We start from the raw sequence: 20,715 nt of genomic DNA, 5'->3' as shown, positions 1-20,715 counted from the left end.
GATAAAAATCCAATGCTAGATAAAGGGAAGATTTCTGCTTTTCAAATGGCATTAATGCTGTATCCAACTGTTCTAGCAACTGGATTTCTCGCGTTGCCGACGATCACAGCCCAGTATGCGCAACATGATTTTTGGATATCTGGCCCTCTCTCCTTTTTCATAGGATTCGTGACAATTATTATTGTCGTTCGGCTACATACGCTTTATCCAAACGAAAATATCATTCAACATTGCGAACGCATAGCCGGGAAAATTCCCGGTAAATTGTTGGGTGCAGTCATCTGTTTCTGCATCCTGCAGGGTACTAGCATAATGGTCCGTCAGTATACAACTTTTGTTAATGGCAATTTTTTTATCAAGACTCCCTATTTTATCATCGCCTGCTCCATGGTTTTATTAACTTGCCTGGCTGCTCGAGGCGGACTGGAGGTGCTGGCGAGGTGTGCAGTTATCTTTACTCCGATCTTTATTATTCCACTGTTGTTCCTGATGCTTCTTGCACCCGAAATGGATTTGAATAATATATTCCCTATAATGGCAGATGGAATTGTCCCTATTCTACAGGCAACAGCCTCGCCACAGGCATGGGTGAGCGAGTTATGCCTTATGTCCTTTATGCTTCCTAATTTAACAAATCCGAAAAAAGCAGGGAAATGGAGCATCATTTGTCTAATCGCTATCATTATAAGCATGACCTATGTCCATATTATTTCGTTATTTGTGCTCGGAACAGATACCGCCAACAAGGTGTATCCTATGCTGGTCGCATTCAGGTATATTAGTCTTTTTAATTTCTTTGAAAATTCGGAGTCTTTGCTGCTAGGGATGTGGGTTGTCGGAAATTTCGTCAAAATCAGCATATTTCTATATGCCTCTGTCCTTTCTTTCTCGCAACTGTTCAAACTGTCGGATTACCGCCCCACTGTTTTCCCAATTGGTATATTGTTAATTGTATTTAACTGGTGGGGAATACGTAATTATACTGAAACAGCGACCTACTTAAGGTACGTTGCACCATTCTGGCTGCCATTAGTATTTACAGGTTTACCGCTGCTGCTGCTAATGGTGGACAATTTGCGAAGAACTTTAAAATCAATGAAGAATTAAAGATTACGTTCCTCCCCTGAACGCCTGATGACTGCTCCATAATTCATGCTACTAAAGATTGGAGTTTCAATCTCTTCTACTGAAAAGTTGCGAATATTGAATGGTTACGAACTATAAACCAAAAAAACAGCAAGCCCCCGAAACCTTCAGGAAGCTTGCCGTTTGATCTATCGTTATTTGGCTTGAATGTAACCTTCGGCTTTGAGCAGTTCAGCGATCAGAACAGCACCGCCTGCTGCTCCGCGCAGCGTGTTATGCGATAGTCCAACAAATTTGAAATCGTATAGGGAGTCCTCACGCAATCTTCCTGCTGATACACCCATACCCTGCTCGATATCACGATCAAGCTTCGTTTGTGGTCTATTCTCTTCTTCGAAATACGTAATGAACTGTTTAGGCGCACTTGGCAGACCAAGCTCCTGCGGACGTCCTTTGAATTGCGACCAACGCTCAAGAATTTCTTCTTTGGTCGGTTTTTTCTCGAACGATACGAATACAGTAGCGAGATGTCCATCCGTAACAGGAACACGGATACATTGTGTTGTAATTAAAGGTGAGCTTGCTTTTACAATCTCGCCATTCTCAACACTGCCCCAAATACGAAGCGGCTCCTGCTCACTCTTCTCTTCTTCTCCGCCAATGTAAGGAATGACATTGTCTAGCATATCTGGCCAGTCAGTGAAGTTCTTGCCTGCTCCAGAAATCGCCTGATATGTCGATGCTACTACTGTCGTTGGCTTGAAGTCAGCCAATGCATGTAGTGCAGGCACATAGCTTTGGATCGAACAGTTCGGTTTAACTGCAATGAATCCTGTTGATGTTCCAAGACGTTTTCTCTGTGCGGCAATCACTTCAATATGCTCTGGATTGATTTCTGGAATAACCATTGGGATATCCGGTGTCCAGCGGTGAGCGGAGTTATTCGAGATAACAGGTGTTCCTGTCTTCGCATAGGCTTCCTCGAGCGCCTTAATCTCATCCTTCTTCATATCAACCGCACAGAAAATAAAGTCAACATCAGAAGCAACTTGCTCTACAAGTGAAGCATCCTGAACGACGATATTCTTCACATCTTCAGGGATAGGGCCAGACAGCTTCCATCTGCCTTTCACGGATTCTTCATACGTTTTGCCTGCAGAACCAGCACTTGCTGCGATTGATGTTACTTTAAACCATGGATGCTGATCCAATAATTGAACGAACCGTTGACCAACCATTCCTGTTCCACCAACAATACCAACTTTAAGTTTTTCTGACATTACCTATTTCAATCCCTTCAGATGTCATATTGAATAGCAGCTTATTCTAATCGTCTCATTACCTTTACCATATGTTACATGTATTACGTTTTCCTCTGAAATATCAAAAAAATCCCACCCCCAAGACGGTTGTCTTAGGGACGAGATTTGAATACTCGCGGTACCACCCCAGATTCGCTACTACGTCGCCATAATAGCCTCTTCAAGTACGGCATTGTCACATCCATGCTTATACTCTAGCTCTATAACAGGAGCTCCTGGCACACCACCCCCTCCCTATTATGGAGGTTCCGATGAGCTGCTCTGAGACTTTAATTCAATAAATAACTCTTTGCTCCTTTTCAGCTGACGGAGCTCTCTGTGAAAGAATCCATTTACCTACTCTTCTCTTCATCGCATTTGCAATTATATTATCAGAAAATGCTCCCGAGGTAAACAGAAACCTTTAATGCATAGACATTTACTTACGCTTCATTCATGCATTCAGCAGCTCCGAGAATAAGACCTTAACAAGCAGGTGTCTAATGCAGCAAAATCAATCTATAGCTCCTTCACTCGAAGCTGCCGCTGCTGATTGCGGCGCTCGTTGAGTGGACGAGTTCAACAATACAACCCCTCCGATTATGAATACAATACCTGCCACTGTACCAATATTGAACGGTTCATCCCATATTAGAATACCAATTACAGCCGTTAAAGCCGTCCCTACTCCTGACCATATTGCATAAGCTAAGCTTAATGGGATCGCTTTGAGGCTGAGTGATAAACAATAGAACGCTATTCCAAACCCGATTAAGGTACCTATAGAAGGAAATAGATTAGTAAAGCCTTCTGATAATTTAAGCATCGTTGTACCGAATATTTCTCCCGTAATTGCAAGCGCAAGTGCAATATATCCTTTCACTATATCCCCTCCATTTCTCTACAAGCTAGTGTGAACCGCCAGTAAGCTTCATGATGACGACCCCACCAATAATAAGAACAAGGCCTGCAAATTTTTTGATGCTAAAGCCTTCTTTATAGACGACAACTCCGATTAAAGCTGTTAACGCCGTACCCACTCCTGACCATATCGCGTAAGCCGTTCCTAAAGGTATTTCCTTTAGTGCTATGGACAGGCTATAGAAAGCGGTACCCATTCCTAAGACGACCCCTATTGAAGGGAGCCATTTCTTAAAACCATTGGATAATTTCAGCATAGAGCTTCCAAATACTTCAGCCATGATGGCTGCTGCTAATAATAAGTAGGAATTCAAGTTAGTGTCTCCTTAATCGGTCATTTTTTTTAAGCTTTGAATTACTTTATCGCGTAAGTTATCGTCCACCTTGCCCAATCCGAATATTTCTGAGAACCACAGACCATCCAAAGCTAACCGGACTATGGTTGCTTGTATGGGGTCTATTCCATCGTTCTCTATATTTTGTTGCCATATGGCATACTCAGCTTGCAGCTTGGCAAGTAACTCTGGACTTGTAAAAAGTGACGCCGTAAGTGCTGTACTGACACCATTGCCTTCCGCAATATCTTTAATTGTCGCATCAACATATGCACGACTCCATTTGCCTTCACTAATTGTTGCATGTGCTACCCTATTATTCATGTCTGTAACAAAACGATCGGATACCTCCTCCACCATTCCTTGTATTAACGCCTGCTTATTGGAAAAGTGATGAAGTAAGCCTCCTTTGCTGATTCCAGCTTCTTTGGCAACAGCCTCCAGTGTAAGTTTCTCCACACCATGATTGTTCACTATATAGGAAGCTGCAGCTAGTACCTGACTACGCTTAGAATTACTATTCACAGGGAATCACCTCTATGTTTAGTGTACCGTCCAGACGGTTTTGTTGTCAAATTCAGCTATCACGCTATAAAAAAGAGAACCTGCAATGCATGATGCATGCTGGTTCTCTGCTGTACTTTATTATTCCTTATTACTTGCTGTTATCTTACACTGTCCACAAGCCGGTGTGCGGCATGATGTGTAGGTCCGACAAAGCGATTGAGCGGAAAACCACCCTCGATTGCCTTCGTAATAAAAGCTTTCCCTTCACGGACGGCTTCCTTCACAGTCAAACCCTTGGCAAGACCTGCGGTTACTGCAGCAGAAGTGGTGCAGCCTGCTCCATGTGTATAGCTTGTCTTCACAGCTGCAGCCTCATGCCATTCGAAGCTGTTGCCATCGTACAATAGATCTATTGCTAGACCCGGCTCGATAACGCCACGGTCTTTGATCAACACATGCTTAGCCCCATGCTCGTGAATGATAGCGGCTGCCTGCTGCATTTGCTCTCTAGAGCGAATAGGTCCAGTCTTAGCAAGCTGGGATGCTTCGAACAAGTTCGGCGTAACAAGATCAGCCTGCGGAATCAAATACTTCAACATCGCTTCTGTATTCTCCGGCTGCAATACTTCATCAGTACCCTTACATACCATTACCGGATCAATAACAATACCATTCATATCTGCACGCTTCAGCTTGGAAGCGACCAATTCAATAATATCGACTGTACCGAGCATACCTGTCTTCATGGCATTGAAGCCTATACCATCCATTACAGTGCTAAGCTGCGCCTCGACAACGCTCAGCTCAATCGGGTACACAAGATGATCCCATGAATCTGGCTTCATCGCAACGATCGTCGTAAGAACGGTCATACCGTATACGCCTAACTCCTGGAATGTTTTGAGATCAGCTTGGATGCCAGCGCCACCACTCGTGTCTGAGCCAGCAATGGTTAACGTTTTTGGAATAATCATAAGTACAATATTTCTCCTTTACTATTCAGTTGGAATTATCCTACTGTTTATGAGTAAGGTTGTCAAACATAAGCTTGCATTCTTGATAACGAGTTAGGCCGACTATTGGTCTTTCCATAAACAATCGCTCCAATGAAAAAGGATGACATCAGATAGTCATTTATGACTAAGAGATATCATCCTTTTCATTTTATCATCAGTTGGATTCCTTTAATTCAATTCATTTCTTTTCTTAGTGCATTTTCTTTTTCAAGCACGGCCGATTCATATCTAGAAATTTTATAATCTAATCGTTCCAATGTGTTCTTCATATCTTCCATTCTAGCCACAAGCTGCTTATTCTGCTCGACCAAGAGATCTTTCCTCGCCTCAATCGTTTCATCACCCTGCTGATACAATCCTACATACTCAATCAATACTTCTATAGGAAGACCTGCATTGCGCATACACTTGATAAATTCAACCCACCGACAGTCTTCTTCTGTGTAATCCCTCATACCGCTTTTATTCCGATTCACACGAGGAATTAACCCAACACGTTCATAATAACGGAGTGTGTCCTGAGTAAGATCAAATTTCTCGCTTACTTCTGTGATCGTCATTCTGTTCCCCCCTCTGGTCTCGGATATGTTATTCGGGTTTGTTAATTCCTAGACTCCGACGAACTTCTAATTCTGGCGTTTCAGACAATGTAACGACTAAGTCTGCAACACTCTTACATGATACAACCGATCCTTTGAATGGCTCACCTTTTTGAGTTGTCTCATAATCAATCTCATCCTGTTTAGTAAACCATGCAGGTCTTACAATTGTATAATCGAGGCTTGAAGCTTCAATGATTTCAACTGATTTTCTATAAGGACGTAATACGTCACCAAACTTCTCTCCCGGTACTTCATTATATATGCCCATCGAGCTAATAAAAATAAGGCGTTTAACATCAGACGCATTCATTGCGTTGACAATGCTGTTTGCCATTTGTTCTAGATTCCCTGCTAGATTGGCATAGACAACATCTTGCCCAGTCATTGCTTCTTTTAATAGTTCTAAATCCATAACATCGCCTTCGATTACTTGAACACGATCTGAATCCATGTTTCTTAACCTGCCTGAATTCCGCAAATAAAGCGTCAGCTTAGCATCGGTTTCGTTTAAAAATAAATCAATTGCATAACGAGCGATTTACCCGTTGGCACCAAGAATCAATACATTTTTACTCAACTTAACGCTCCCTTATTTAGAACATGTCCTGTATATATCAGTTTACAGTCTGGAGTTAACTCCAAGTCAATACTAATTAGCTTTAAGTTTTAAATACATATCTCATCCATACTCCATCATCATCCAGTCGTTCTATGCTCTTTAAGGTGAAATGAACGGGATCTTGTTTATTCAGATAAGAATTCGTTTCGAACAGAGTGACAGAATGAGATGCTCCAATTGCAATAGGCACCATAACTAAGCTCAACTCGTCAATTAGTTGAGCTTAGTGTGTTAATTAATGAAGAAATCATCGATAAGTGTTTATTATTTGGGCTATGTTATTTCTTAGTGTTGATTTTGGACCAAAATAAAACCGCCTATTGATGAAAAGGCGGCTAACTTAATTTGTGTTATAAGTTGTGATTATTAACAAATCATTAGTTACCAAACTTTGCTTTCCATTGCTCTGACCAATCTTTAAAACTGATAGAATGAACTTCTTCCAGTGTTCTTCCATCTAATGACCATACTCCACCCGTCATAAACTGGTCGATTACTGGATAAGAATGTCCGCCCACCGCTTGGTTATCCACGATATAAATCCAAGTTGTCGTTTTCCCCTTGGATTTTACGATATTTTCTGTTTTTGTGCTTGTTGATTTCCAATTATCTAATGGATGGTTTGTCACTACGAACTTTTGTAGACTAACTTCTTTACCCAGATACTTACTAGGGTCTTCGCTTTGTAGCCCCCAGTAATTGGAATAGGGTAAGTTCATTAACTTTTCTTTCGTTAATAAGTAGGTTTCGCTAGTACCTTCATATGAAGCGACTTTATAACCCTTAGATTCCAAATAATCTTTTGCCACAGTACCATTCTGGTCTGATATTTTAACACTTTGCGAAGCAGAACAACCTGCTATACTGAATATAAACACCATTAAAGTTAAGACAAATTTCACCAAAAAGCAAATCACTACCTCGACATTATCAATCAAGTGATACCGGATGAATGGCAGATGCCATGACGCTTGCTTATGGTCAAAAAAATGGAGCAGCTGCCATAGGCAGCTGCTCCATTCTTATTTGCGATAAATTAATTGTCCATCCACTGGAAGTGGAAGCTTCCCTCTTGATCCAGACGCTTGAACGTGTGGGCGCCGAAATAATCACGCTGCGCTTGCAGCAGGTTAGCTGGCAGCCGCTCTGTGCGGTAGCTGTCGTAATAAGCAAGAGCTGAAGCGAAGGCTGGAACCGGAATCCCTCTTGATACAGCGATCGAGATTACTTTTCTCCAAGCATCCTGATAATTCTGAACAACTCCACTGAAGTATTCATCGAGTAGAAGGTTACGCAGACCTGGGTCGCGGTCATATGCATCTTTAATATTTTGCAGGAATCTAGCACGAATGATACAGCCGCCACGGAAGATCATCGCGATGCTGCCATAGTTCAGATCCCAGTTGTATTCCTCAGAAGCTGCTCTCATCTGTGCAAAGCCCTGTGCATAAGAAGCAATCTTGCTCGCATATAGTGCTTGGCGTACAGCTTCGATAAATTCGGCTGGATCACCATCATAGCTTGCTGCTGCTGGCCCGCTCAGAATTTTGCTTGCAGCTACACGTTCTTCTTTCATTGCGGAGATAAACCGTGCGAACACGGACTCAGTAATAATAGAGAGCGGAACACCTAGATCCAGAGCGCTTTGGCTCGTCCATTTGCCTGTACCCTTTTGGCCTGCGGAATCGAGAATAACATCCACCATTGGTTTTCCTGTATCTGGATCTGTTTTACCGAAGATATCTGCTGTAATCTCGATCAGATAGCTATCAAGCTCGCCATTATTCCATTCGGTGAAAATGTTGTGCAGCTCGTTCGTATCGACATGCAATACATCCTTCAAGAGGTGATACGCTTCGCCAATAAGCTGCATATCGCCATATTCGATACCGTTGTGAACCATCTTCACATAATGACCAGCGCCGCCTTCTCCAATGTAAGTCGAGCATGGATCACCGTTAACTTTGGCAGAGATCGCAGTCAATATTGGCTCAACGAGCTCATATGCGCTTTTTTGTCCGCCAGGCATAATTGCTGGACCATTAAGAGCACCTTCCTCACCGCCAGATACACCGGCTCCGATGAAACGGAAGCCTTGCTCCTGCAGCTCTTTGTTCCTTCTCTGCGTATCAGGGAAATAAGCGTTGCCGCCATCGATAAGGATATCTCCTTGGCTGAGGTAAGGGATAAGCTGATTAATGGTAGCATCTGTAGCTTGGCCTGCTTGAACCATAATTAATATTTTACGCGGTGTTTCAAGCGATTGAACGAACTCTTCGACACTGTAAGTACCCACAACGTTCTTCCCTTGCGCTTCTGCTACAAGCTCTCTCGTCTTCTCTTCCGAACGATTGAACAGTGATACTGAGAAGCCCTTGCTTTCGATATTCAGAGCTAGGTTTTTGCCCATAACGGCCAACCCAACTACACCAATTTGTTGTTTGCTCACAATAAGTTCCCCCTGTTATTCTTGTCCCATTGAAGATAGACGCTTGGTTAATTCTGCTCGCTGCGCTTCGAAGCCTGGCTTGCCGAGCAAGGCGAACATATTCGTCTTGTAAGCTTCGACGCCTGGCTGGTCGAACGGATTAACGCCGAGCAGCAACCCGCTGATACCACAAGCCTTCTCGAAGAAATACACCATCTCACCGTACGTATATGCAGTAAGCTCATCGAGCTCTACGATCAGATTCGGTACGCCGCCGTCCACATGCGCAAGTCTTGTACCTTCGGCAGCCTTCTTGTTCACTTCATCCATCGTCATTCCCGCAATGAAATTCAAGCCATCCAGATTGCCTGTATCCTCTTGAATCGTCAGCTCTATGCGAGGCTTCTTCACAGCTAGAACAGTCTCGATGAGATCGCGACGCCCTTCTTGAACATATTGTCCCATGGAGTGCAGATCGGTAGAGAAATCCACCGAAGCAGGGTATAACCCCTTCTGGTCTTTACCTTCGCTCTCGCCGAACAGCTGCTTCCACCATTCCGATACATAATGTAGGGAAGGCTCGAAGTTAGCAAGCAGCTCGATTGTTTTTCCTTTACGATAAAGAGCGTTACGAACGGCTGCATACTGATAGCTCTCATTAGCAGCCAGATCGGCATTGTTGTATTTCTGAGCGGCAGCTGCAGCGCCAGCCATCATCTGATCGATGTCGAGGCCAGCAGCGGCGATAGGCAGCAGTCCTACCGCTGTAAGTACAGAATAACGTCCGCCTACATCATCAGGAATGACGAAGGTTTCATAGCCTTCTTCATCTGCAAGCTTCTTAAGCGCTCCTTTGGAAGCATCTGTTGTTGCGAAGATACGCTTGCGAGCTTCTTCCTTGCCGTATTTTTTCTCCATATATTCTTTCAGAATACGGAAAGCAACGGCTGGTTCTGTCGTTGTCCCTGATTTGGAGATCACATTAAGGGAGATATCTTTACCTTCCAGCAGTTCGAGCAGATGAGTGATATACGTAGAGCTAATATTTTGCCCGGCAAAATAAATCTGTGTGTTCCCTTCCATTTGGTTATGGAACGTGTGGGATAATGCTTCGATTGCAGATCTTGCACCAAGATAAGAACCGCCAATGCCGATTACGATCAAGGCATCCGAATTACTGCGAATGCGCTCTGCGGCTTGCTTGATGCGAGCAAATTCTTCTTGATCATATTGAAGCGGCAGGTTCACCCACCCCAGATAGTCAGAGCCGGGGCCTTGCTTCTCATGCAGCATACGGTGCGCCACATTGACGAATTCACCGAAGTAATCTACTTCATGCTGCTGAATGAATGATAGGGCATTCGTATAATCGAATGAAATACTCATCTGTAACGTCTCCTTTGAATCCTTATATAATGAAGCTAAATTATACGAGTACGGTTTTTTTCCAATCAGCAGCGAATTTCTCTAGACCTTGATCTGTCAGTGGGTGCTTGGAGATTTGTTCAATAACGGCGAATGGAATTGTTGCAATATGTGCGCCAGCCATCGCTACGCGAGTAACGTGATCCGGATGGCGAACCGAAGCTGCGATAATTTGTGCATCCAAGCTGTGCGTACGGAACATTTCAGCGATCTTAACAATCAGTTGAACGCCATCCTCAGAGATATCATCCAGACGACCAAGAAACGGAGATACGTAGGTAGCACCTGCACGAGCAGCTAACAGCGCTTGGTTCACAGTGAAGATCAGCGTTACGTTTGTTTTAACACCTTTTTGAGTCAGGTAACGGCAAGCTTCCAAGCCTGCAAGTGTCATCGGAAGTTTAATCGTTATGTTCTTGTCGTTGTTGTTGATCTTGATCAGTTCATTCGCCTGTGCAATCATCTCTTCAGCTGTAATGGCATCAGGTGTAACTTCAGCAGATACGGATTCAACCTCAGGCACTTCACGTAAAATCTCAGCGATACGATCCTCGAACTTCACGCCTTCCTTAGCAACTAGAGATGGATTAGTAGTAACACCGGATAGAACGCCGATTTTATAAGCTTTTTTGATGTCTTCCACATTAGCAGTATCGATGAAAAATTTCATTAGTCATTACCTCCATTTTTTTGTAAATCGATTTATTGGAATGTCTTGTCGTTATTTCAGTAATTCTTTGGTTTGGCGAACCACATTATCAACGGAGAAGCCGAAGTAATTCAACACTTCATTCCCCGGACCAGATGCGCCAAATGTATCGATGGATACTACGGCTCCATTTAGGCCTGTATAACGCTCCCAGCCTAGTGAAATACCAGCTTCAATAGCAACACGTCTGGTCACCGAGCTAGGAAGTATGCTTTGCTTGTATGCTGCAGATTGACGCTCGAACAGCTCTCTGCTCGGCATAGCTACAACACGTACAGATATGTTCTCTTGCTCCAGCTTTTCTTTGGCATTGACAGCCAGAGATACTTCAGACCCTGTACCGATTAGAATCACATCTGGATTGTCATTAGTCTCCGTAAGAACATAAGCGCCTTTGGATAAACCTTCAATATTGGCTTTCGTTGACTCATATATCGGAAGATTCTGTCTACTAAGGATTAGCGCTACCGGCCCCTCCTGCTGCTGTAAGGCATATGCCCAAGCGCTTGCGGTTTCATTGGCATCCGACGGTCTAATTACGGTTAACCCTGGAATGGTACGTAATGCAGCTAGATGCTCGACAGGCTCATGAGTAGGTCCATCTTCACCAACTGCAATCGAATCATGAGTAAATACATAAATTACAGGAAGCTTCTGCAATGCCGCCAAGCGAATGGATGGGCGTAAATAATCGCTGAATACGAAGAACGTACTGACGAACGGCTTCACACCACCATGCAGTGCCATGCCATTACCGGCTGCTCCCATTGCATGCTCACGAACGCCGAAGTAAATATTGCGTCCAGAATAGGACTCTATAGCGAACGTCTGCTCTCCATTGATATCTGTCATCGTAGAATGAGATAGATCCGCGCTTCCGCCAAAGATTGAAGGAACAGTTTTCACATAATGATTGATCGCTTCGCCACTTGCTACTCGTGTGGATATGCTTTTGGACGTATCGAACGTAAGAATATTAGCGGTGTCCAGTACAAGTGAGCCGTCGATTACTTGCTCAAGCTCCTTGCCTTGTGAAGGATACTGCGCGTTATATGCTGCGAGCAATTCATTCCATGCAGCTTCTTTGTCTGCACCTTGCTGTTTCAATTGCGCGAAATGAGCTTTTACATCCTCTGGCACCGTGAATTCTTCCTCATACTCCCAGCCATAAGCTGCCTTCGTTGCTTTCGCCTCTTCTTTACCGAGTGGATTGCCATGCGCTTTGTTTGTACCAGCTACCTTACTTCCGTAACCGATGATCGTCCGAATCTCGATAAGCGTTGGCTGCGAATCGTTATTCTTAGCTGCTGCAATCGCTGCTGTAATTAGGGATACATCATTACCATCTTCCACACGCAAGTATTCCCAGTTGGCAGATTCAGCTCTTTTTTGCACATTTTCTCCGAAGGATAGGTTCAATGCTCCATCTAGGGAAATATCATTTGAATCGTACAGAACGATTAACTTGCCAAGCTTCATATGTCCAGCCATGGACATCGCCTCATAAGAGATCCCTTCCATTAAGCAGCCGTCACCAACTAGTGCATAGGTGTAATGATCAACGACCGGGAATTCAGCTTGGTTGTACTTGGCTGCTAGATGAGCCTCCGCCATCGCCATGCCGACTGCCATGGCAATCCCTTGACCCAAAGGTCCTGTTGTTGCATCTACGCCATCCGTATGACCGAATTCGGGATGCCCTGGCGTTAAGCTGTTCAGCTTACGGAATTGCTTCAAGTCATCTAGGGAAACCTTATAGCCAGACAGGTGCAGAAGGCTGTATAAAAGAGCTGAGCCATGTCCTGCAGAAAGTACGAAGCGATCACGGTTGAACCACTTGGCATGACCCGGATTATGATTAAGAAGTTTCGCCCATAGGGCGTATGCCATTGGTGCAGCCCCCATTGGGAGCCCCGGATGACCGGAGTTGGCACTGTTAATGGCGTCGATTGACAAGGTTCTGATCGTATCAATAGCTAATTGATCAATGGTTTGTGTGATAGGCATATTGTTCTCCTCCTTTAATTTCACTCGCGTGTTCTTCCTTGGCATCGAACCACCAATGATAGCCATCCTCTGCAAGCAGAGCATCAGACTCAGTAGGTCCGTAAGTGCCGGCTTCATATTGATGTAACGGAACCAGATTCTCTTCGAATGCCTCAAGAATGGGTTGAACCCATTTCCAAGATAATTCAACCTCATCCCAGTGCGCGAAGAATGTAGGGTCTCCGTTCAAGGCATCGTGGATTAAATTCTCATAAGCCTCTGGAACATCGTCACCACTTGTATGAAGATCTATATGAACGGGTTTGAATTCCCCTTTGTGTTCACTGTCCTTCTCATTGAGCTGCAGCAAGATTGCTTCGTTCGGACTCATTTCGAATACGAGCAGATTAGGCACTGAGCCATCTTGATTAGCCTGTGAGGAATGCTTGATTGGTTCTTTGAATTCAACAATGACTCGTGTTGACTTCTCCTTCATTCGCTTACCAGTCCGAATATAGAAGGGAACGCCCCGCCAGAATGCGTCATCAATCTCTAGCTTGGCGGCAATGAAGGTATCATTCATGGAGTCAGGCGCAATACCTGGTTCAGATTTATAACCAACCACTGGCTTACCTTGCACGCTGCCTTCCTTGTACTGCCCGCGGATCACACTCATATTCACATTTTGTTTGTGCAGAGGTTCAAGAGCCTCCATCACCATTTTTTTCTTGAAGCGGACCACATCGGAACCACTCTTATGCGGAAGATGAATCGCGATCATCATGAGCAATTGCAGCATATGATTCTGGAACATGTCTCTTAGAGCACCAACATGATCGTAATAACCAGCTCTTTCTTCAACGCCTACCGTTTCATTAGCTGTGATCTGCACATTCGCAATGTAACGATTGTTCCACAAGGCTTGCACGATTGGGTTGTTCTGCTGCAAGCCTTCGAGCTTCTGAACCATCGGCTTGCCGAGATAATGATCAATTCGGAAAACCTCTTCCTCCTTGAACGCTTGGCTCAGCTTCGCATTGAGATCACGAGCAGATTGCAGATCATGTCCGAATGGCTTCTCTATGACTAGCCGCTTCCAGCCTTTAACCGATCCAAGTCCACTCTCATGAACGTTCGCTGCGATTGTTTCGAAGAACTCTGGACCGACTGATAAATAGAACAAACGATTCTGTGGAATGTTCAGCTCCTGTTCCCGTTGCTCAACCAGCTGCAGCAGCTTCTGATAATCCTCTTTACGTCCTATGTCGAGAACACGATAACGGAAAGCATCTAAGAATTGTTTGATTGATGCTGGGTCTTGAATGTCTCTTCTAGAGAATTCACGAAGGGATTGCTCGACATTCGCTTGAAAGGTTTCGTCCGACCATTCTCTTCTTCCAAGACCAATCAAGGAGAAGGACTTCGGAAGCTTCTGATCGACAAATAAATTATATAAGGCAGGATATATTTTTCTTTTGGCCAAATCTCCTGTTGCTCCAAACAAGACGAACGTAGTTGATTCCATCTTCTTTTCTCCTTCCATTCAGAGCAGCGTGTACGCTATCTCACAAGCAAGCTCTGTTTTCTTTTTCTTAATCTCACTATAATACGATTGCGAGCCATACAGGTAATCAATAAATTCCACAGTATCCATAGACAGTGTCTATGGACTGAAACAATGATTACTCTGTTTGTCCTATAGAGCATCACCTGTTAAGCTCTGGTTTCTTGTTCGTGGTTCCACTATAATACGAATAAGATCCATACATCAGGTTAATATATGTGACAGGAGCTATAGATGACGCCTATGAACAATAACTACGAATTGTACAAAGTATTCTATTGGGCTGCGAAGACAGGAAGCTTAACACAAGCTGCCAAAGCGTTATATATTACTCAACCAAGTGTCAGTCATGCCATCAAACAGCTGGAAGACAGCTTCGGAATCATTTTGTTCTATCGAAATTCCAAGGGAGTTGCACTTACGCAAGAGGGTGAAACGCTCTATTCCTACATCGAGCAGTCACAAATCCTGATTTCACTTGCAGAAGAGAAAATGGCCGCACTCAAAAACCTAGATAGCGGTGAACTGCGCATTGGCGGAAGTGATTCTCTATTCAAGCACTATTTGCTGCCTTATCTGGAGACCTTTCATGCCAAGTATCCTGGCGTCAGGCTGCATCTCAATCATGGTACGACACCCGAGATTATATCCTTCTTAAAAGAAGGCGAGATTGACTTAGGGGTTGTCCGTATGCCCATCGTCGATCCACAGCTTGAAGTGAGAGAAAGTATTCAGCTTCAGGATTGTTTTGTAGCCGGTCCGCATTATGCAGAGCTGAAGGACTCCGTTATTTCAACGGACACGCTGCTTAATTACCCTGTCATATTGTTCTCTCGCAACAGCCGGGCAAGAATGGCGATAACCGAGCTATTCCAGAGCCGGGGCTATACACTGAAGCCTGAAATCGAGGTCGGAAGCGTGGATCTGCTCATCGAGTTTGCACGTAGAGGACTTGGCATTTCCTATATAACAAGGGAATTTGTATCGAAAGAGCTGGAAGAGGGTTCCCTCTTCGAGGTTCAGCTAGACATTCAGCTTCCTCCCTCCCACGTCGGCATTATGATCATGCGCAATATGCCGCTGTCCATTTCCGCAGGCCGATTTGTTGAGCTGGTTAAGTAAGCCTGTTAAACTAAAAAAGGTGCTGAACAGTTGGAGTAGCTGCTCAACACCTTTGTATAAAAAGCCGCTAATAGGCGGTCTTTCGTTACTTTTTATATAACTAGTTATCCATCCCACCACCATTGGATGTGGATTTATTATATACGACTCTTTCCTTCGTTCCGTCATTGTATTCCAATTCAATCTCATCAATGGTGATTGAGTCTAGAGCTCCTTGATAAGTGAACCGATTAAAAACAACTAGCTGTCCTCCTGGTTCCACCGGTCCAACATAGTTGAGAGCAAATGTATTCTCCCCTGTATGCTGATCATAGGATGGATCACCCACTGCATTGAATGTACTAATATTCACAGTATAATAATTGATGGTCTTACCAGATAGATTATCGACAGTCCAAGTAAGTGTTATCCCATCAGCTGAATTGATACCGTACTCGAAATCTTCAGGTTCACTAAACCTACTCTCTGCGGTAACTGTCTTAATCTGTGCTTCCGGCTCCTCAGCCTCTTCAAGCTCAGGCTCTTTCTCCTCTTCAATTACCGTTTCATTACCTTCATCCGTTGGTTCTTCTACTGCAGCATCAACTACTTCTTCTGTTACTGGTGTAGTTGCTGCAGTACTGTCACTGTCGATGTCCAACGGCTTCTGTAAGCCAGCGTCGAGGCTTGTGGAGGTCTCCATATTCAGCGCTGATTTCACGTTGTCTGAGAAGTACACGCCGAACCCAAAAGCGAATATTAAAGCTAAAAAGAGAAATAAAACAAAATTAATCTTTGCAACCATTTCTGTTGTCTCACCTTCCTGTTATTTACTTAATAGTAATAGATATGTTTTGAAAATGAAAGGAAAATGTTACAAATAGACACTTGTCAACCTACAATATTTTGCAAATATTAAATACATTCCATTCCTTTAACAAAACAGCAGCAGCCTAGGACAAGAAATTAAGTCCTAGACTGCTGCTGTTTTATTGAGTAAGGAAGTGAGCAATCAAAATGAAATTATTGTTCTATTGCTTAACATTCAACTCTTCTTTTGTTAGAGTGCTCCAACCGTGTTTTACAAGGTGGATGAAATAAGTTTCCATTGGTATATTCTCAATTTCAATCGCAAGTGGAGATAATGAGACCCAGCTCTCATTGGATTCATAGTTTATAGTAACTTTTGCAACCTCATAACCATTATGGAAAGCTGGATGGAACCCAGGATCATCCAGTATATCACCTTTAACAGGACGGATATGTGATTCAAACGTTTTTATTAATACTTCTTGCGTGCCCTGAGGTGTGTCTTGTTCTTTGATTGAATTTAGAAAAAGTATTAAGTTAATTTTCACGTATTTCCCCTCCACTTCACTTTATTAAATCAATAATAACTAATTCTATCTCTATATAAAAGCTGCGACACGCCTTAAATCTCGCCGTATGGTGCGGGTTGAAGAAGACAGGCAGCAAGAGATTAAGTGTGCTACAATTTTTTTTGTTTTTTTAGTTTAACCTGTCACAAAAGTCGACCCTCGATTGTCTTAGATAGCAGAAACAACAAAAGAAGAGCAAATGGAGGAATTCAAATGAAATTACGTATGAACCATCGCACGGCCAATTCCGCAGGTTTCCAGGCACTACTTAAACTAGAGGACGCGGTTAACAAAATGAACAATGATCCGATATTGGTCGAATTGATCAAGATCAGAGCTTCCCAAATTAATGGATGCTCGTTCTGCTTGGATATGCATATCACTGACTTGCGTAAAATGGGTGAAACTGAGCAGCGAATCAATCTGATCACAGTATGGCGGGAAACTCCGCTCTTCTCCGAGAAGGAACGTGCTGTACTTGCTCTTACAGAAGCCGTTACAGTCATTTCTGCAGCGGGCGTTCCACAGGATATCTACGATGAAGCAAGCAATCACTTCAGCGAGAGCGAGCTTGTTGGAATTATAATGGCTATTAACGCCATCAACTGCTGGAATCGAATCGCAATCACAACAGGCATGTTCCCTGGCTGTTACGAGGTCTAATCCGAAAGCATACCAAGCTTCAAGCCACCCATCTGGGTGGCTTTCTTAGGTATATCCTGCTAGGATGATCATAATGGAGGTTGATACACTTATGTTGTCGAACGAGATAAACATGGAAGTCGAGGAGCTCTACATTGCGTACAAACCGGTGCTTACGTCCATTGCGTACCGAATGCTCGGTTCGATGAGTGAAGCTGAGGATGCCGTGCAGGATGTGTTCGTCACTGTAAGCCGACAAGGCCCACAAGATCTCACGCATCCGAAAGCCTACTTAGTCAAATTACTCACCAATCGTGTATTGAATATGATGAAAGCAGCACCTCGCAAGCGAGAGAGCTATCCTGGTCAATGGCTTCCTGAACCCATCATTGAGCTCGACCAAGAGGATGGGCCGCTAGAGCGAATCATTCAGCATGAACAGCTCGGCTATGCCCTGCTCGTATTGCTGCAGACTTGCACACCTCCCGAGCGAGCTGTATTCGTACTGCGCGAATCCTTCGGCTACGAATATACTGACATTGCAGCCATGATGGATAAGACGGAAGCTGCCTGCCGCAAAATTTATAGTCGTGCCTCTTCGAAGATCGGCCACTTGCCGCATCAAGAGACAAATACGGTGCTTGATGCTTCGATGGATCGATTCGTTCACTCTTTCTCACAAGCGATCGACACCGGCCGCTTCGAGTCATTCATTCATCTGTTATCCGAAGATGCAATATTGCTCAGTGATGGCGGAGGTATCGTTCGTTCTGCTCTTAATCCAATAGAAGGCCGCGACAGAATTATTGCTTTCTTCAATGGAATTGCAAGGAAAGGATCATTCTCAGGTCAATTGCTATCCGTCAGGATTAGTGGTCAACGCGGACTTCTGCTGCAACGAGAGAATCTTCCTCCATTCGCATTCATCTTCGATACGAACGCTGCATACACTGCGGTTCGCGGCATTTATTTGGTTTCTAATCCACAGAAGTTAACCCGGTTCGTACAATGATTGCTATGAACCGCATAGCTGAATAAACGGAGCTGCTGCTGCCGCATGCTGCTCCGTAAGTAAGGTTGATTTCTCTTTTATTGTAGGCCAACGGGTCCATATTGATTATCACTCTTTTGACTATCTTGACAAGTAAAAATAACTAGAATAATGATACCTATCAATGGGATAAGGACAATGCAGTTCCACCATCCACTTCTCCCGGTATCATGTAGTCTACGAGTACAAACAGCTAACGAAGGTAAGAAGATGAGCAAAATATAGATTCCCGATAAGATTGGTGGCATACTCTGTATCTCCTCATATAAGGAAGGAACCAAGGAAAAGATAGCACAATACAGCGTGAACATCCAATATTCCTTGCGACTAGCTCTTCCTTGAAAACCAACATAATTCTTCATGCCTTTAATAAACCATACCATTACCTTTCTTCCCCTACCTTTTATGTATTCTGACCCGAGTCTATCATGAAGTAACAATTCCTTGTACAATCAAAATATTCCATGAATCATCAGGTAGAGGAAACATTAACTCCTACTCCACTTACGTCGGTTTCATCTCCATACCTAACAGCCCGACAAAGGTTGACGCCTGCTGCGGCGCAATTATACAGCCTGACAAATCCTCTATTTCTACATGCAACTCGTCAAATTCACAATTGCTAAGATCGATTCCCTTAAGCTTGGTACCTGAGAACATCGATTGATCAATATTGCAGCGTTGAAGTTCGAAGTGCTGCAGCTCAGCACAATAATAATCTGACTTCATTAACGCGCAATCCTCGAATGCGACTTGCTTGAATTTTGCGAATCGATATACGGAATAATCACTCAAACAATGGATGAAGCGCACATTCTGGAACCTGCTTCTCGAGAAGTCTGTTCCTATTAATTTGCAGTTTCTGAACTCCACTCGATGAATGAAGGACCCTGACAAATCAATATTGGATAAATCACATTTGTCGAACACAATATCGGTAAGCTCCATTTCTGGCAATGAAGACTCTAGAATGGTTACATTTCTGAATATCATTTTCTCGAATGAGACTTTAACTGCTTCCTGGTTATCAATCATATGATCCTCAATTACCCCATGACTGAACTCATCTCTTGCATTAAGTGAATACAAGGCATCCCTTAATTCAGGCAAATGCAGCGGGATTTTGGGCACTTCAATCTTTTTGTTCATGTCAGCCTCCGTATTTAATCATTGGCACTATGCTTGTCCTACTCTAAGCTTACTACTTATTGAGCCTTATGTGCCCAATAAAAAAGAAAAGCAGTACAGAATCGCACTGCACTCCTTTTCTCCTTGATTGGTTTCCTTAGCCCATTCGGCCGCCTAATACTCTTGGCATCCCTATTAAACTTTCGAACGCTTGAACTGCCGGTGTAGCAATCTCGATATCCTGCGTGCTATTACCTCCGCTAACACCAATACCGCCAACGATTTGACCATTACTCACTAACGGAATGCCTCCTCCCAGAATGACAATTCTGCCCTCATTCGTTGTATTGATTCCATAAGTAGGGCCACCCGGTTGGGCGGATTGAGCCAGATTAGCTGTAGGCTGCTGCATACTAACACTCGTCCATGCCTTTTTCTCACCTAATTTATGATAGGTATGAATACTAGGATATTTAGTCAATGAGTTTATTTTTTTATAGTCCATTTTATTCATCCCCTCTTATATATCCCTCTCCTAATAATTTTAGGAAGAATTTTTATGTTTATGAATATTACTAAGCTAATAGGGCACCCTAGTACTCAAATGTCGACTTATTGAGTTGATTAACTAATTATCTAAACTATGGGGGTTATGATATGCATGAAGTACCTCAATTCGCTGCTGGACAAGAATTAAAATCGGATATAGACATTCGCAATGCGATATATCTACAAGCGCCGATCATGGTTTATCAGGATCGCATGAGATTGAGACCGCCTCAACCAATTATTGCTTTCAATGATGATATAGTAAAAATTGCTGATGGCACAACGTTTCTTAGAAGGGTAACTAATTTCAACATTATCAGTGATGAAGAACAAGCGGTCTATAATTCGAGTTTGCAAAAATAGAAG

At 43.5% G+C, this 20,715-nt stretch carries 23 protein-coding genes, 1 pseudogene and 1 other annotated feature; of the genes and pseudogenes, 5 read left to right on the top strand and 19 right to left on the bottom strand.

What is annotated here, in order from left to right; translation table 11 throughout:
* The first annotated feature begins 12 nt into the window (after positions 1 to 12).
* Positions 13 to 1,107 (top strand): GerAB/ArcD/ProY family transporter, encoded by a 1,095-nt coding sequence (locus AC6ESP_RS07935; RefSeq protein WP_497096168.1) that lies wholly within the window; start codon positions 13 to 15, stop codon positions 1,105 to 1,107.
* Between the two features lie 173 nt (positions 1,108 to 1,280).
* Here the strand turns inward: AC6ESP_RS07935 and asd are convergent, their stop codons facing one another.
* From asd to zwf, 14 genes and pseudogenes are all read right to left on the bottom strand, one after another.
* Positions 1,281 to 2,366, bottom strand: coding sequence for an aspartate-semialdehyde dehydrogenase (asd, locus tag AC6ESP_RS07930; RefSeq protein WP_497096167.1), 1,086 nt, complete (start codon positions 2,364 to 2,366; stop codon positions 1,281 to 1,283).
* Between the two features lie 133 nt (positions 2,367 to 2,499).
* Positions 2,500 to 2,769 (bottom strand) — a binding site (T-box leader).
* A 132-nt stretch (positions 2,770 to 2,901) separates the two neighbouring features.
* A complete protein-coding gene (locus AC6ESP_RS07925) occupies positions 2,902 to 3,270 on the bottom strand; it encodes a DMT family transporter (RefSeq protein ID WP_497096166.1) in 369 nt (122 codons plus the stop codon).
* Positions 3,271 to 3,295: 25 nt separating this feature from the next.
* Positions 3,296 to 3,622, bottom strand: coding sequence for a DMT family transporter (locus tag AC6ESP_RS07920; RefSeq protein ID WP_497096165.1), 327 nt, complete (start codon positions 3,620 to 3,622; stop codon positions 3,296 to 3,298).
* Between the two features lie 12 nt (positions 3,623 to 3,634).
* On the bottom strand, positions 3,635 to 4,168 hold the full coding sequence (locus AC6ESP_RS07915; protein ID WP_497096164.1) for a TetR/AcrR family transcriptional regulator: 534 nt from the start codon (positions 4,166 to 4,168) through the stop codon (positions 3,635 to 3,637).
* Positions 4,169 to 4,308: 140 nt separating this feature from the next.
* Complete coding sequence (gene thiD / locus AC6ESP_RS07910) at positions 4,309 to 5,124, bottom strand: bifunctional hydroxymethylpyrimidine kinase/phosphomethylpyrimidine kinase (RefSeq protein ID WP_497096163.1); 816 nt, start codon at positions 5,122 to 5,124, stop codon at positions 4,309 to 4,311.
* A 215-nt stretch (positions 5,125 to 5,339) separates the two neighbouring features.
* Entirely contained in the window at positions 5,340 to 5,726 is a 387-nt protein-coding gene (locus tag AC6ESP_RS07905) for a MerR family transcriptional regulator (RefSeq protein WP_497096162.1), read from the bottom strand.
* Positions 5,723 to 6,306: pseudogene (locus AC6ESP_RS07900) on the bottom strand (NAD(P)H-binding protein). The gene AC6ESP_RS07905 and the pseudogene AC6ESP_RS07900 overlap by 4 nt, the downstream one beginning before the upstream one ends.
* A gap of 121 nt (positions 6,307 to 6,427) precedes the next feature.
* Positions 6,428 to 6,601, bottom strand: a complete 174-nt coding sequence (locus tag AC6ESP_RS07895) for a hypothetical protein (RefSeq protein WP_497096318.1) — start codon at positions 6,599 to 6,601, stop codon at positions 6,428 to 6,430.
* 163 nt (positions 6,602 to 6,764) lie between these two features.
* The gene (locus AC6ESP_RS07890; protein WP_497096161.1) at positions 6,765 to 7,325 is read right to left on the bottom strand and encodes a hypothetical protein; all 561 of its coding nucleotides are present in this window, start codon (positions 7,323 to 7,325) and stop codon (positions 6,765 to 6,767) included.
* Between the two features lie 98 nt (positions 7,326 to 7,423).
* Positions 7,424 to 8,836 (bottom strand): NADP-dependent phosphogluconate dehydrogenase, encoded by a 1,413-nt coding sequence (gnd, locus tag AC6ESP_RS07885; RefSeq protein ID WP_497096160.1) that lies wholly within the window; start codon positions 8,834 to 8,836, stop codon positions 7,424 to 7,426.
* Positions 8,837 to 8,851: 15 nt separating this feature from the next.
* Positions 8,852 to 10,201 (bottom strand): glucose-6-phosphate isomerase, encoded by a 1,350-nt coding sequence (locus AC6ESP_RS07880; RefSeq protein WP_497096159.1) that lies wholly within the window; start codon positions 10,199 to 10,201, stop codon positions 8,852 to 8,854.
* A 40-nt stretch (positions 10,202 to 10,241) separates the two neighbouring features.
* A complete protein-coding gene (gene fsa / locus AC6ESP_RS07875; RefSeq protein WP_497096158.1) occupies positions 10,242 to 10,910 on the bottom strand; it encodes a fructose-6-phosphate aldolase in 669 nt (222 codons plus the stop codon).
* Between the two features lie 51 nt (positions 10,911 to 10,961).
* On the bottom strand, positions 10,962 to 12,950 hold the full coding sequence (tkt, locus tag AC6ESP_RS07870; RefSeq protein WP_497096317.1) for a transketolase: 1,989 nt from the start codon (positions 12,948 to 12,950) through the stop codon (positions 10,962 to 10,964).
* Positions 12,934 to 14,460 carry a glucose-6-phosphate dehydrogenase gene (gene zwf / locus AC6ESP_RS07865; RefSeq protein ID WP_497096157.1) on the bottom strand — a complete coding sequence of 509 codons (1,527 nt, stop codon included), beginning with the start codon at positions 14,458 to 14,460 and terminating at the stop codon, positions 12,934 to 12,936. Before zwf ends, tkt begins: the two co-directional genes overlap by 17 nt.
* Before the next feature lie 282 nt (positions 14,461 to 14,742).
* On the opposite strand from zwf, the gene AC6ESP_RS07860 reads away from it, so the two are divergent.
* A complete protein-coding gene (locus tag AC6ESP_RS07860; protein ID WP_497096316.1) occupies positions 14,743 to 15,621 on the top strand; it encodes a LysR family transcriptional regulator in 879 nt (292 codons plus the stop codon).
* A gap of 100 nt (positions 15,622 to 15,721) precedes the next feature.
* Here AC6ESP_RS07860 and AC6ESP_RS07855 read toward each other — a convergent pair whose 3' ends face one another.
* Positions 15,722 to 16,405, bottom strand: a complete 684-nt coding sequence (locus AC6ESP_RS07855) for a hypothetical protein (protein ID WP_497096156.1) — start codon at positions 16,403 to 16,405, stop codon at positions 15,722 to 15,724.
* A 226-nt stretch (positions 16,406 to 16,631) separates the two neighbouring features.
* A complete protein-coding gene (locus tag AC6ESP_RS07850; protein ID WP_497096155.1) occupies positions 16,632 to 16,958 on the bottom strand; it encodes a hypothetical protein in 327 nt (108 codons plus the stop codon).
* A 234-nt stretch (positions 16,959 to 17,192) separates the two neighbouring features.
* Between AC6ESP_RS07850 and AC6ESP_RS07845 the strand changes: the two genes are divergently transcribed.
* Both AC6ESP_RS07845 and AC6ESP_RS07840 read left to right on the top strand, forming a co-directional pair.
* Positions 17,193 to 17,642: a carboxymuconolactone decarboxylase family protein gene (locus AC6ESP_RS07845; protein ID WP_497096154.1), complete on the top strand. Its 450-nt coding sequence runs from the start codon at positions 17,193 to 17,195 to the stop codon at positions 17,640 to 17,642.
* 91 nt (positions 17,643 to 17,733) lie between these two features.
* On the top strand, positions 17,734 to 18,633 hold the full coding sequence (locus AC6ESP_RS07840) for a sigma-70 family RNA polymerase sigma factor (RefSeq protein ID WP_497096153.1): 900 nt from the start codon (positions 17,734 to 17,736) through the stop codon (positions 18,631 to 18,633).
* A 77-nt stretch (positions 18,634 to 18,710) separates the two neighbouring features.
* Here AC6ESP_RS07840 and AC6ESP_RS07835 read toward each other — a convergent pair whose 3' ends face one another.
* The 3 genes from AC6ESP_RS07835 to AC6ESP_RS07825 all read right to left on the bottom strand — a co-directional run bounded on the left by AC6ESP_RS07835 (position 18,711) and on the right by AC6ESP_RS07825 (position 20,281).
* Complete coding sequence (locus tag AC6ESP_RS07835) at positions 18,711 to 19,055, bottom strand: DUF805 domain-containing protein (RefSeq protein WP_497096152.1); 345 nt, start codon at positions 19,053 to 19,055, stop codon at positions 18,711 to 18,713.
* A 121-nt stretch (positions 19,056 to 19,176) separates the two neighbouring features.
* Positions 19,177 to 19,821 (bottom strand): pentapeptide repeat-containing protein, encoded by a 645-nt coding sequence (locus AC6ESP_RS07830; RefSeq protein ID WP_497096151.1) that lies wholly within the window; start codon positions 19,819 to 19,821, stop codon positions 19,177 to 19,179.
* A 136-nt stretch (positions 19,822 to 19,957) separates the two neighbouring features.
* On the bottom strand, positions 19,958 to 20,281 hold the full coding sequence (locus AC6ESP_RS07825) for a GlcG/HbpS family heme-binding protein (protein WP_497096150.1): 324 nt from the start codon (positions 20,279 to 20,281) through the stop codon (positions 19,958 to 19,960).
* A 176-nt stretch (positions 20,282 to 20,457) separates the two neighbouring features.
* Here AC6ESP_RS07825 and AC6ESP_RS07820 point away from each other — a divergent pair, with 176 nt between their 5' ends.
* On the top strand, positions 20,458 to 20,712 hold the full coding sequence (locus AC6ESP_RS07820; protein ID WP_497096149.1) for a hypothetical protein: 255 nt from the start codon (positions 20,458 to 20,460) through the stop codon (positions 20,710 to 20,712).
* Positions 20,713 to 20,715: the final 3 nt, after the last annotated feature.

The organism is Paenibacillus xinjiangensis (assembly GCF_059686975.1).
The sequence above is the reverse complement of the archived record's forward strand: the minus strand, read 5'-3'. Positions and strand labels throughout refer to the sequence as shown.

Bases quoted from the DNA above. Each gene is read 5' to 3' on its own strand.
- AC6ESP_RS07830 (WP_497096151.1), bottom strand. From the start codon at position 19,821: ATGAACAAAAAGATTGAAGTGCCCAAAATCCCGCTGCATTTGCCTGAA.
- thiD (WP_497096163.1), bottom strand. From the start codon at position 5,124: ATGATTATTCCAAAAACGTTAACCATTGCTGGCTCAGACACGAGTGGT.
- AC6ESP_RS07845 (WP_497096154.1), top strand. From the start codon at position 17,193: ATGAAATTACGTATGAACCATCGCACGGCCAATTCCGCAGGTTTCCAG.
- AC6ESP_RS07860 (WP_497096316.1), top strand. From the start codon at position 14,743: ATGAACAATAACTACGAATTGTACAAAGTATTCTATTGGGCTGCGAAG.
- AC6ESP_RS07935 (WP_497096168.1), top strand. From the start codon at position 13: ATGCTAGATAAAGGGAAGATTTCTGCTTTTCAAATGGCATTAATGCTG.
- AC6ESP_RS07880 (WP_497096159.1), bottom strand. From the start codon at position 10,201: ATGAGTATTTCATTCGATTATACGAATGCCCTATCATTCATTCAGCAG.
- fsa (WP_497096158.1), bottom strand. From the start codon at position 10,910: ATGAAATTTTTCATCGATACTGCTAATGTGGAAGACATCAAAAAAGCT.
- AC6ESP_RS07835 (WP_497096152.1), bottom strand. From the start codon at position 19,055: ATGGTATGGTTTATTAAAGGCATGAAGAATTATGTTGGTTTTCAAGGA.
- AC6ESP_RS07905 (WP_497096162.1), bottom strand. From the start codon at position 5,726: ATGACGATCACAGAAGTAAGCGAGAAATTTGATCTTACTCAGGACACA.
- zwf (WP_497096157.1), bottom strand. From the start codon at position 14,460: ATGGAATCAACTACGTTCGTCTTGTTTGGAGCAACAGGAGATTTGGCC.
- AC6ESP_RS07840 (WP_497096153.1), top strand. From the start codon at position 17,734: ATGTTGTCGAACGAGATAAACATGGAAGTCGAGGAGCTCTACATTGCG.
- AC6ESP_RS07855 (WP_497096156.1), bottom strand. From the start codon at position 16,405: ATGGTTGCAAAGATTAATTTTGTTTTATTTCTCTTTTTAGCTTTAATA.
- AC6ESP_RS07820 (WP_497096149.1), top strand. From the start codon at position 20,458: ATGCATGAAGTACCTCAATTCGCTGCTGGACAAGAATTAAAATCGGAT.
- asd (WP_497096167.1), bottom strand. From the start codon at position 2,366: ATGTCAGAAAAACTTAAAGTTGGTATTGTTGGTGGAACAGGAATGGTT.